This is a genomic window from Dietzia sp. UCD-THP (genome assembly GCF_000349585.1).
GTDB classification, from domain to species: Bacteria; Actinomycetota; Actinomycetes; order Mycobacteriales; family Mycobacteriaceae; genus Dietzia; species Dietzia natronolimnaea_A.
On record NZ_KB714673.1, the window covers coordinates 1 to 11,787 of the forward strand.

The window sequence follows — 11,787 nt, forward strand, 5'->3', positions numbered from 1 at the left end:
CGGGTTGCGGGGTGTCGAGTTCCCGGCTGAAGCCCGGGCCGAGACGCTATGCCTCATCGGGTTCATGCACGACGGCCCTGGGAGAAGGCCCGGGTGTGGATTCCGGGCGATTGTCACGCGCTTCGCAAAATGTGCGAATGTGTCGCAGGAAGCGCGAACTCCGGCGAAGAGTCGCAGGTGAGAGCAGTATTCGGCATGCTGTCTGTGGCCCGGTTTCGCCATCGGGCAGACCTCGAACTTTCGACTCGATGCGCGCCTACGCGCAGGTCAGGTGCGGCCCGATCTCGAACGAGCTGCAAGCAAGTCTGGGAGGGGTCGAGTTCGCACATTCTACAACTCGGCATCGTTTGATGGGAAAGTGCGTTATCCGCTTCTTCGTGGAGCGCGAGCGCGACAGGGTCGGTAGCCTCCGGTGCGATCAGGCTGTTGGGTATGTCGCCAGGTGGAGGCATGTCAGCCGTAGGGGCACGCAGGACGAAGACAGTCGCGGTGGACTGTCGTGGCCGCCGATGTCGACCGGAGCGTGATTGCGGAACTCGCATACAGATTGCGGCAGGCGCAACGACCGCAGGGAGAAAGCCAGTTCAGGGACCATCTGCGTGTCTCAGGAATGGGGCCTGTCCAACGGAGCCATTCCGCTTGGGCTCGCCGCACTGACGGAGCTAATGTGCAGCTCCGAGCTGGTTCGGGCGGAAGCTTGGACTGTTACCCGGATCCTCTCTATGTGCGGGGAGCGCCCATAGAGTTCTTGCGGCTTTACATAAGGTCTGGATACCGGCGGTCCGGCTCTGTTTAGGGCACGGCTCGAAATCCCGCCGGGCGCAGCTTGTGGCAGGACGTCGCTGCCGGCCCGGGGGAGCGTCAGCGGAGGTGCCTTCGCCATGTCTTCCAGATCTTGGTGGCGCGCACCGGGCCGCGGCCGTTTCGTGGCCCGATGCGCGGGAACGTGTGACTCGTTCTCTTTAACCCTCGTGACCAGGCTTCGCGATGAAGTTTGTGAAGCCGCCGTGGCGGGCAGGTAGTCCTTCGTTGAGTGCCTCGTTAATTTCTGTGAGAGGGAACACGTGGTGCTCGAAAACGGATAGGTCGAGGGCGCCGCTTCCTGCCATGTCTGCCATCTCTTGTGCCTCGCCGGTGGTGAACCAGAGGCTCCCTAGAACCGACTGCTGCTTGCACATCATGGCAAACAGGTCCAGTCCGGGCTTTTCCATCATGCCGCCGATGTCTACTGCGACGCCGCCTCTTTCAAGCGCCCCGATTGCTTCGAGGAAGCTGTCGGCGGGTGCGCCCGGACCGAGTGCATCGATCACGATGTCGACGCCGTGACCGTTATTGTGCTTCCGAACCCATTCTCCAAGATCGCCAGTGCCGGCAGGGTGAACCTCGACGCGGTCGGGAGCCACTTCCTTGATGTCGGCTAGAAGATCGGCGTTTCGGCCAGTGCCGAATATCTTGGTGACACCCATTGCCAGGCAGTTAAGAAGAGCACCAATTCCAAGGGTGCCGCTGATGCCGTCCACTAGAACGGTCTTGCCCGGTCCAGCTTTAGCCTTACGCAGCGCCGAATAGGCGGTAGCGAGGTAGCCGAAGCGGGCTCCCTCCTCAAAAGAAACCGAGTCCGGGAGCTTGACGAGGTTGCGTTGCGGTGCTGTCAGGTATTCGCCTAGCCCGCCGTATGGGTATGCATCGAACAGCTTCTGCCCTTCAGGTCCGAATGCGAAGTACCCCATGAAAGTGTATTTCTCGCAGTTGGGGTCCTCTCCGCGCCGGCATGCTCGGCAAGAGCCACAGGTCAGACCAGGATTGACGTAGACCCTATCGCCAACCTCGATACCGGTTACTTGATCGCCGATGGCAGTGACGACGCCAGCGGAGTCCAGCCCGAAAATCGCAGGCAGCTTCGGGAGAGGTAGGTACGGGAACCACTCGGCGTAGGTGGCTAGGACGTTCTTGAGATTTGGGACTACGTTGCAAGCTTCGACGCGAACGACGACGTCGGTCGGTCGCGGCTGGGGAAGCGGGACCCGCTCCAAGCGCATTGATCCGCCGATCTCGTGGAGCCGGGCGGCGAGCATGTCAGTCATGTGGGTACTCCTGGGTTGATCGAGCGGGTCAGAGAGCTGAAAGAATTTCGTCGGTCGATGCAACTTCACCGAGTAGGCCGAAGCTGTCGAGCGTCGCCTGATGGGCTTCTTCGGAGGCTGCGGAGCACGCATCGGAGGCGATGATGACTCGGTATCCGAGGTCGCCTGCTGCTCTGCCAGAACTTTCAACTGACACGTTGGTTGCAACCCCGAACAGGACAACGGTGTCAATGCCGGCTTGGCGAAGGCGCTCGTCGAGATTGCTGCTAGCGAAAGCGCTGACCTTCGGGTTAGTGACGATCCAGTCGTCATCAGCTGGCTTGAGCTCATTAATGATCTCGGACCCGAAGCTGTCGTCCAGGAGAGAACCTTGCTGAGCGACCATGCTCAGAAGTGGGGTGTTCGAGACCAGGTCGCTGTGTCCTGCTTGGAAGGCGACACGTACGTAGACGACCTGCGCGTTTTTTGCGCGAACGCCGTTGAGTAGGCGCCCAGCGGCGTCCAAAACGTTGCGCTGGTCGATCTGAGTGCGGAAGAAGGGGGCGAAGGCGCCATTGGCACCGACGATGTCGTTCTCGAAGTGGCACGCGATGACCGCGGTGGTGGAGGGATTCAGGTCCATAGAGCTGTCCGATCTTGAGGGCAGTTAAGGATGAGAGCCACGGGTACTACCGACCTGTGGCGCTGTCGTCGCTAGTCAGGTGAGAGCTAACTAGCGTGCCAGCCACCGTAGATCATTGTGACCTGAGACACAACAGTTAGCACGATGTCCAGTGTCGTTAGGCGAAACCGTCACCTCGACAGGTCATAACTGGACGCATGATGAGGTGCTTGCCGCGTCAGCAGTGTTGCCTGCGACCAAACTGGCATGCTAGACATTTGCGTGATGGCGATCACTTTGTGATCCAAGTAACCCGGCGAAGACGCGGAGCGCACCCATGACACACCAGAACGTCCCCCCAATCTTTGAGCCCTTCCCCGATGACGGAAGTGGGTTCGATACCGATGTCGTCGTCGTTGGGCTTGGTCCAGGTGGCGGTACTGCTGCAGTTGCGCTTGCGACGTACGGAGTTCGCGTGCACGCGGTGACGATGTTCCCGTGGGTAGCGAATTCACCTCGTGCACACATCACAAATCAGCGAGCCGTCGAAGTTCTGCGAGACCTTGGCCTCGAGGACGATGCGCGCCGCTTTGCTACGCCCTGGGATCAGATGGGCGACACACTTTTCACCACGAGCCTTGCTGGTGAGGAGATTGTCCGCCTGCAGACGTGGGGCACAGGTGACGGGCGCTCGGGTGACTACTTAGCCGGCAGCCCGTGCACCATGTTGGACATTCCGCAGCCCATGATGGAGCCGATCCTCATCAATAAGGCGGCTGAGCGTGGAGCCGTGGTTAGCTTCAACACGGAGTATCTGGACCACGAGCAAGATGCCCACGGTGTGACGGTCCGGTTCCGTGATAACAGGACGGGGCACGTGTTTACTCAGCGTGCGCGATACTTACTCGGTTTCGATGGTGCCCGCTCAGTGATTGCGGAACAGATCGATCTGCCGTTTGAGGGCGAATTGGCTCGTGCCGGGACCGCCTACATTCTCTTTGATGCGGACCTGAGCCGGTATGTCGAGCACAGGCCGAGCATCTTGCACTGGATTATGAACTCCAAGGCTGGATTCGGCGAGATTGGTATGGGCCTGCTCCGGGCTATCAAACCGTGGAACCAGTGGATCGCTGGGTGGGGTTTCGATATGGCGGCCGGCGAGCCGAACCTTGACGATGAGGTTGTCACCGCCCAAATTCGCACGCTCGTTGGCGATCCCAACCTTGAAATCGACATCATCACTAAGTCGCTGTGGTACGTGAACCAGCAGCACGCCACGAAGTACTCGCATGGTCGGGTTTTCTGTGGAGGCGATGCGGTGCACCGCCATCCGCCGAGTAGCGGACTTGGATCAAATACGAGCATGCAGGATGCGTTCAACCTTGCTTGGAAGATCGCGTTCAGTGTCAAGGGGTACGCAGGGGAGGGGCTGCCACAGTCATACGACGACGAACGCGTCCCAGTTGGCAAGCAGATTGTTGCTCGGGCCAACCAATCTCGCAAAGATTACGCTGGGCTACGCGAGTTTTTTGATCAGGATGCGGATGACCCAGTCGCGGCGGGGCTAGAGAAACTGAAGGAACCCACGCCTGATGGTGTGAATGCGCGCGAGCAGTTGTACCGGGCGCTCGAGCTCAAGAACACCGAGTTCAACGCTCATGGTGTCGAACTCAACCAGCGCTACTCATCCTCTGCGGTACTCGCTGATTCCGGCGAGGAAGTCTGGATGCGCGATCGTGAGCTGTACTTGCAGCCGACTACCCGCCCGGGGGCCAAAATTCCCCACGCCTGGCTCGTCGGTCCAGACGGCACGCGAGTCTCCACACTAGACGTGGTCGGGCAGGGGCAGATGACGCTGCTGACCGGTCTGGCGGGAACTGCGTGGGTGGCTGCCGCAGACAAACTCGATCTGCCCTTCCTTCGCACGGTCGTAATTGGCACACAGGGCGCCGCTGATCCCTATGGATATTGGCGGCAGGTACGGGAGATCGACGAGGCAGGGGCTTTGCTCGTACGTCCCGATGGTTACGTCGCCTGGCGCCAGAGCCATGCCGTTTCAGATGAAGAGGCTGCCTTCGAGCAACTCGATGCCGCACTTAGCCGGGTTCTTGATCGCCCACATCGCAGCGATGCATTGACCTCGAATAATCCCGACTACAGCACCCGAGCCCGACCGAGCACGGTCCCACAGATCACTCTCGTTTCCAACTAAGGAGAAATCGTTATGACTTCGCATCCCTACACCAGCGTCTGGAATGACCTCAACCAGGTCGAATTCAGCCAGGGTTTTCTTCAGGCTGGCCCGTACCGTACCCGCTACCTGCATGCTGGCGACCCCGCGAATCCGCTCTTGCTCTTCATGCATGGCATCACCGGTCACGCTGAGGCGTATGTCCGGAATCTGCAGGCGCATGCCGAACACTTCAACGTCTATGCCATCGACTTCATCGGGCATGGTTACTCCACCAAGCCGGATCATCCCTTGGAGATTCCGCACTACGTGGACCAGGTGACCGCGATCTTGGATGCCCTAGGGGCTGACTCGGCGTACCTCAGTGGTGAATCCCTGGGCGGCTGGGTCGCGGCGCGCTATGCGCAGCTGTACCCAGAGCGGGTTGAAAAGCTCGTTCTCAACACCATGGGTGGCACGATGGCCAACCCGAACGTTATGGAGCGTCTCTACACCCTGTCGATGGAGGCGGCGAAGGACCCGTCGTGGGAGCGGGTCAAGGCGCGCCTCGAATGGCTGATGGCAGATCCTGCCATGGTCACTGATGATCTCATCCGGACGCGTCAGGCAATTTTCGAACAACCGGACTGGCTCGAAGCATGCAAGTCGAACATGGCCCTTCAGGACTTGGAGACCCGCAAGCGGAATATGATCTCGGACGACGACCTGCGGTCAATTGAGACCGAGGCGCTCGTCATCTGGACTACGAAAGACCCCTCGGGCCCAGTCGATGAAGGTCGCCGGATTGCCGAGTTGCTGCCCAACGGGAGCCTTGCCGTCATGGACGAATGTGGGCATTGGCCGCAGTACGAAGACACGTCCACCTTCAACCGAATCCACCTTGATTTTCTACTCGGTAGGGCGACCGGTGATGCGTCATGACGCTTGCCCTGTTGGCAATGAGCCACAGCCCCCTGCTGGAGCACGCAGACCTGGACTCCGAAATTGTGGCCGACCTGGAAAAGAACTTCGAGATCGCTCGAAAGTTTGTCTCCGAGTACAACCCTGACATCGTGGTCAACTTCGGTCCGGACCACTACAACGGGTTCTTCTATAACCTGATGCCGGCGTTCTGCATCGGTTGCGCGGCGAACAGTATCGGCGACTACGGCAGCCAGTCGGGACCACTTGATGTTCCCGAGGAAATCGCTCGTGATCTGGCCCAGTCAGTCCTGAGGGATGGAATCGATCTGTCCGTGTCGCTGCAGATGGAAGTCGATCACGGTGCAGTCCAGCCGATGGAAATTATCTACGGCGACATTACGGCCAAGCCACTGGTGCCGATATTCATCAACTCAGTTGCTCCTCCCTTCACGCCTGTGCAGCGGGTTCGACTCCTTGGAGAGTCCGTTGGGCGCTACTTGAGCCAGCTGGGCAAGAAGGTCCTAATCATCGCCTCGGGTGGTCTTTCGCACGACCCTCCCGTCCCTAGGATCGCTACCGCCACCGACGCGCAACGGGCGGCGTTAATGGGCCAAGGCGGCCCACTGTCGCCGGAAGCTCGGGATGCACGTCAGCAGAGAGTAATCCAGGCAGCTCGAGATTTCGCAGCCGGAAAGGCAGACATCCAGGATCTTGCCCCGGATTGGGACCGCGAGTTTCTCGACATCGTTTCATCCGGTGATCTGACTCCCTTGGACAGCTGGACTCCCGACGAGATGACCCGGATCGCCGGTAATTCATCCCACGAGGTGCGTACCTGGATCGCCGGTTACGCGGCACTGTCTGCTGCCGGACCGTACACCGTCACTCACTCGTATTACCGGCCGATCAAGGAACTCATCGCCGGTTTCGCCCTTACCACCGCCATCCTCGACTGAGGTCGGATCAACGAAAGATACGCTCATGACCGGCACCACGGCACCTCCCGCGAAGACCTCGCCGACTAAAGTCGCGATGGCTAGCTTCATCGGAACTACAGTCGAATACTACGACTTCTTCATCTACGGAACGGCCGCCGCGTTGGTCTTTCCGGCGCTGTTCTTCCCCTCCGCGAGCCCCCTTGTAGGAGCGCTCCTATCGTTTGCCACCTTCGGAGTCGGATTCTTCGCCCGCCCAGTCGGAGGAATCGTCTTCGGTCACTACGGTGATCGTGTCGGACGCAAGAAAATGTTGGTCATTTCCCTAGTCCTGATGGGTGCAGCGACCGCACTTATGGGCTTGATGCCTACTTACGCCACGATCGGTATCGCGGCGCCGATTCTGCTCACGGTCCTCCGCCTCATCCAAGGTTTCGCAGTCGGTGGCGAGTGGGGCGGCGCTACACTCATGGCCGTCGAACATGCCCCACCAGGGCGTCGCGGCTTCTTCGGGGCATTTCCGCAGATGGGTGCCCCAGCAGGGGTCGGGCTCGCAACGATAGCCTTCTTCCTGGCCTCTCAGCTGCCCGCCGATGCGTTCGAGTCGTGGGGCTGGCGCGTTCCTTTCCTTGCGTCCGCGGTCCTGGTCATTATCGGCCTCTTCATCCGCGCATCTGTATCGGAGAGCCCGGAGTTCGAGGCTGTTCGCCACAACCAGGAAAAGCTAGTCAAAATGCCCATAGCTGAGGCGTTCAGCCGCAACCCCCGCGAGATTTTCCTCGTGGCCGGCACCTACCTGTCGCAGGGCGTGTTCGCCTATATCTGCATGTCCTACCTCGTAGGGTATGGATCTAACTTCCTTGAGATGGGCAGACCACAGGTGCTGATGGGTGTGTTCATCGCAGCGGTCATCGCTACCGTGCTCTACCCAGTCTTTGGATCGCTTTCTGACCGGTGGGGTCGCAAGACCATCTACCTCCTCGGCGCGGTGGCAATGCTCATCTCCATCGTCCCGGCATTCGCGCTTATCAACACCGCGAATCCCGTCTACTTCGCGATCGCATTGATACTCGTCTTCGGACTCGCGATGGCGCCAGCAGGAGGTGTCACTGGGTCGCTGTTCAGCCTGGCCTTCACGCCGGAAGTGCGTTACAGCGGCGCCTCGGTTGGCTACACCATCTCCCAGCTTGCTGGTGCTGCCTTCGCACCGACGATCGCCACAGCGCTGTTCGCGGTCAACAACTCCACCGACCTCGTCGTGCTCTACCTGGTAATAGTTGCGGTCATCTCCGTCGTGTCTGTGATGCTGATGCCAGGCAAGCTCGGCCGGCCCGATGCCCGAGATGGCGACCAGAGTCAGGAGCATCACGAGCTCGCGTCACAATGAGCTATGGGCATCAATGAACCGCAAGGGCATCGTCGAGCGCCAGAAGCGCCCAACCTTGGGTCCCAGAGATGAGTAGCGAGGGGCGGGTACGTGACCGCGGCCAGCGACTGTCGGTTATCGTCCAGGACGTTCTCAAGGAACGGCTTCTCGATGGCGAGTATCCGGCAGGGTCGCGCATCTCGATCGAGGAAGTGAAGACAGAGTTCGGCGTAAGTAAGCAGCCAGTGATGGAAGCGATGCGCCGACTCGAAGCGATCGGGATCGTTCAAATCGTGCCACAGAGTGGCTGTAGGGTCGCACAGTACCCGCCCCGGGAGATCCGCGACTTCTTCCGAATGTTTGGACGCTTTGAGGGCGAAATCGCCGCCGCCGCGGCTAGTCGTCGAACCGAAGACCAAATCGCCGATCTAGACGCCGCTTGGTCGGCTATCGACGACTTTCCCGACCATATGAGTGCTGAAACCCGATCAAGGGAGTACCGGTTTCGTAACCGAGACTTTCATCTCGCTATTCATAGGATGGCCCACTCCCAAGTAATGGTCGACCTAAGCGAACGAATGTGGGATATGAGCGACTTCTTCATCAGTACCATCGGCGGAAAAGGCGTTACAGGCGATGCCGTCATGCTCCGCAACAACGACCACGACGTCATCCGCGGTGCAATCCGCTCCCGAAATGCCGAAGTGGCACGCGTGGCGATGCAATCACACATTGAAGCAACCGTCACAATTTTTGAGGCTACCTTTGAGAACTAAATCTCAGCCACCGCGGCCAACCGTCCTCGGTAAATCGATGGCAATCCTGGAAAGCTTCATGGCAGATCGGACGGCACTAACTTTCTCCGACTTGTTGAGCATGACGGAACTCCCGAAATCAACGCTTCACAGACATCTAAAAGAATTGGAAAGCGCTGGCCTGGTTGATCGGCGCGATAATAGGTACCGTATTTCGATGCGCCTATTCGAGTTGGGCATTCGCGCTCCAATCGGACGCGATCTTATCGAGATCGCCAGCCCGATCCTCGACGAACTCAACGAACGTACACACGGGACAGTACAACTCGGAGTCCGTAGCCAGAACGAAGTCCTCTACGTCTACAAAAAAGACGGACGCCATCCCACGACAACGCCTTCGAGGTTGGGCGGCAGGATGCCGCTCCATGCAACAGCGATAGGCAAGACCTTGCTGGCCTTCGCGCCCCAAGTGGACCGCGCATCTGTGCTTAGTCAACCACTGGATCGACTAACACCCCACACCATCGTTTCGCTCGGATTGCTCTCGGCTCAGCTGGACATAATTTTGGAGAAGCGAGTGTCATTTGAATACGAGGAGTCCGCACTCGGAGTTGTCTGCGTTGCGGCACCAATACTCGATACCAGAGGCGCGCCTATTGCTGCCATCTCCCTGGCGGGGGCAGCGTCGCGATTCAAGCCGGCCAACCATATCGAAACAGTCAAATCGGCGGCTCGACAGATTGGCCTCTCATATAACCGCGACTACCGAAGCATCTGAGAGTTGGGAAAACCCCAGCCCGATGGTCTGCAGCCAATCAAGCTGCGACAGTGATGATTGCGCCGATTAACCTTCGCTACTTCCCTGTTTAGTCGTCCTGCTCGGAGATGAACTGGACAGAGACGTCACCCAGGCCCGTGATAGAGGCCTCGACAAGACTCCCAGCAGTGACCGGTGCCATTGGGCCGAGGGCGCCGGATAGAATGATGTGACCAGCGCGAAGCGGATTTCCGAATTTCTGAGCTGAGCGAGCAAGCCAAAGCAGGGCGTTCAGTGGGTCCCCTAGGCAGTCTTCGCCGCTGCCCGTTGAAACAGTTTTCCCATCTACCGTCATTTGCATTTGGACGTCGCGGGGTTCAACCTCGTGGAGGGGCACCATAGGATGACCTAGAACAAATGCCGCGCTGGACCCATTGTCGGCAACAGTGTCCACGATCGTGATATCCCAATCGGAAACCCGGCTGTCCACAATCTCGAGTGCCGGTAATGCGAAGGTAACTGCCGAGCGTACGGTCTCTAGGCTGAGTTCTCCGACGAGATCAGCACCGAGTATGAAGGCAACTTCTGCCTCCACCTTGGGTTGTAATAGATCTGACGCCCGAATTTCGCCCCGATCCGGAAACCGCATGTCTTCGAACAGGATTCCAGAATCGGGCTGGCTGACGCCCAGTTGCTTTTGCACAGCAGGGGAAGTCAGACCGATCTTATGACCTACGACGACGCCGCCTTCGTCAATGCGTCGTTGATTCAGCGCAGCTTGAACGGCGTAAGCACTGTCAACGTCCGTCGAACCCAAGACATCTCGAACAGGCGATGTCGGCTTTACGGCTACGCGGGCGTAGTCGAGACGGTCGACTGCAATGGTCTGATCAGCGGTTAAGTGCATCGAACGCCTTCTTAGGTCGGGGGTCACCTTCAGCTTGGTGTACTCCGCTTCAATAATCGACCTTCGAGTTCCACTGATTGGAACCCGCTCGTTGGGGATAACTTATGTGAGGGCCAACTGGCGCCGGCAGCGATCGAGGAGATCGCAAGGGTTCTCTGTGTAAACGAGGGCGGCCAGTTGAATGGTCCGCCAAGGTAGCAGACGACGGGCCGTCGAAGGCCAAGTGGCCACGAATTGGAAACAAGCCCTAGCCCAACTCGCAGCCGCCTACCCCGACCGCATCAACCCCTACCACTGACTATCCGCATACACAGAAATCTTGACAGGCTCTCGAATCATCGACTCGATGCGCACCTCTGGGTAGGTCGGGTCGTCCCGAGTTCGAACGAGCTGCGAACCACGCGGGGAAGAGTCGAGCTCGTGCTATCGACAACTCGGACAGCTTTAGCTTTACAGAATCACTGGCTACCGGCAGGGGCTCTGTTCAGGCACTCGTGTTGTAGGCAATGCGGGCGGCCTTGACGATGTCGCGGGTTGCACCGGTGGCATGGTCGAGGTTCAGCGGTGGTACCCATCGTTCTATGACGGTGGGCTCGACAGCGGTGGGCGAGGGGTGCTGGCGCCAGGACAGGCGAAGGTGGGTGTGCATCCAGTCTGTGAGTCGGGCTTCGTCTTCGGCGATCAGCACGACGCGGTCGGTGCGCTCGGTGCGGTAGCCGTGCTCGGCGAGTAGTAGTCCGGCGATGGTGCGTCGCAGGGTTGAGCTCCCGCTGTGCCGTAGGTGATTGCTGATGATTCGTCGCCGAAGGTTCGAGGCGATCCCGACGTAGAGCAGGCGCAGGTCCTCGTGCGGATGGGCGGGGCCGAGAAGCTGCGGCAGTATCTCGGGTGCCGTCCACCACGCGTACAACCCGGCTGCCGCGGGCAGGGTCGCCAGGTCGTCAAGCGGATGGGTGGTGGAACTCAAGGCCGCAATCGAGGCCGCCGGGCCGAGCGGATCAACGGCGGTCATGTGATGTGGCTTCCCGTCTGTAGGCGCCGAGGGTTCCCGCTGCAGGCTCTGGTGGTCCTGTTCAGGGCCGCGGGACTCATCGAACTAGGCGATGAGGCGGGCAGCGTCGTCGAGGTAGCCAGCATCACGCAGTGCCGCTTCGAGAACTTGGACATACGGAAGACGTAGCTCGGCGGCGACGCCCTCCAGGGTGGTGCGGGCCGGCAGGCCGCGCACGCCATGAGTGCGCCAGTGGTGCAGGTTCTGGCGGGTGATCCCGATTCGGCGGGCCAGCTC

11 protein-coding genes are annotated in these 11,787 nt (G+C 59.6%); 6 read left to right on the forward strand and 5 right to left on the reverse strand.

Features of this window, described 5'->3' with window-relative positions:
* Positions 1 to 962: 962 nt before the first annotated feature.
* Positions 963 to 2,084 (reverse strand): alcohol dehydrogenase catalytic domain-containing protein, encoded by a 1,122-nt coding sequence (locus tag H483_RS0120410; RefSeq protein ID WP_031265463.1) that lies wholly within the window; start codon positions 2,082 to 2,084, stop codon positions 963 to 965.
* A 28-nt stretch (positions 2,085 to 2,112) separates the two neighbouring features.
* Positions 2,113 to 2,706 (reverse strand): isochorismatase family cysteine hydrolase, encoded by a 594-nt coding sequence (locus H483_RS37895; RefSeq protein ID WP_017838637.1) that lies wholly within the window; start codon positions 2,704 to 2,706, stop codon positions 2,113 to 2,115.
* 316 nt (positions 2,707 to 3,022) lie between these two features.
* Between H483_RS37895 and H483_RS0120415 the strand changes: the two genes are divergently transcribed.
* The 6 genes from H483_RS0120415 to H483_RS38990 all read left to right on the forward strand — a co-directional run bounded on the left by H483_RS0120415 (position 3,023) and on the right by H483_RS38990 (position 9,613).
* The gene (locus tag H483_RS0120415; protein WP_042330430.1) at positions 3,023 to 4,897 is read left to right on the forward strand and encodes an FAD-dependent monooxygenase; all 1,875 of its coding nucleotides are present in this window, start codon (positions 3,023 to 3,025) and stop codon (positions 4,895 to 4,897) included.
* A 12-nt stretch (positions 4,898 to 4,909) separates the two neighbouring features.
* Positions 4,910 to 5,797, forward strand: coding sequence for an alpha/beta fold hydrolase (locus H483_RS37900; protein WP_017838639.1), 888 nt, complete (start codon positions 4,910 to 4,912; stop codon positions 5,795 to 5,797).
* Positions 5,794 to 6,735 (forward strand): 3-carboxyethylcatechol 2,3-dioxygenase, encoded by a 942-nt coding sequence (locus tag H483_RS37905; RefSeq protein WP_017838640.1) that lies wholly within the window; start codon positions 5,794 to 5,796, stop codon positions 6,733 to 6,735. The genes H483_RS37900 and H483_RS37905 overlap by 4 nt, the downstream gene beginning before the upstream one ends.
* Before the next feature lie 25 nt (positions 6,736 to 6,760).
* Positions 6,761 to 8,101, forward strand: a complete 1,341-nt coding sequence (locus tag H483_RS0120420) for an MFS transporter (protein ID WP_017838641.1) — start codon at positions 6,761 to 6,763, stop codon at positions 8,099 to 8,101.
* Positions 8,102 to 8,169: 68 nt separating this feature from the next.
* The gene (locus tag H483_RS37910) at positions 8,170 to 8,856 is read left to right on the forward strand and encodes a GntR family transcriptional regulator (protein WP_017838642.1); all 687 of its coding nucleotides are present in this window, start codon (positions 8,170 to 8,172) and stop codon (positions 8,854 to 8,856) included.
* Positions 8,857 to 8,893: 37 nt separating this feature from the next.
* Positions 8,894 to 9,613, forward strand: a complete 720-nt coding sequence (locus H483_RS38990) for an IclR family transcriptional regulator (RefSeq protein ID WP_238556448.1) — start codon at positions 8,894 to 8,896, stop codon at positions 9,611 to 9,613.
* An 88-nt stretch (positions 9,614 to 9,701) separates the two neighbouring features.
* Here the strand turns inward: H483_RS38990 and H483_RS38995 are convergent, their stop codons facing one another.
* From H483_RS38995 to H483_RS39000, 3 genes are all read right to left on the reverse strand, one after another.
* On the reverse strand, positions 9,702 to 10,499 hold the full coding sequence (locus tag H483_RS38995) for a fumarylacetoacetate hydrolase family protein (RefSeq protein WP_081615265.1): 798 nt from the start codon (positions 10,497 to 10,499) through the stop codon (positions 9,702 to 9,704).
* Between the two features lie 484 nt (positions 10,500 to 10,983).
* On the reverse strand, positions 10,984 to 11,511 hold the full coding sequence (locus H483_RS37915; RefSeq protein WP_017838645.1) for a GIY-YIG nuclease family protein: 528 nt from the start codon (positions 11,509 to 11,511) through the stop codon (positions 10,984 to 10,986).
* 84 nt (positions 11,512 to 11,595) lie between these two features.
* Positions 11,596 to 11,787 (reverse strand): XRE family transcriptional regulator (locus H483_RS39000; protein WP_152428112.1); only part of this gene is annotated, 192 nt, incomplete at its 5' end.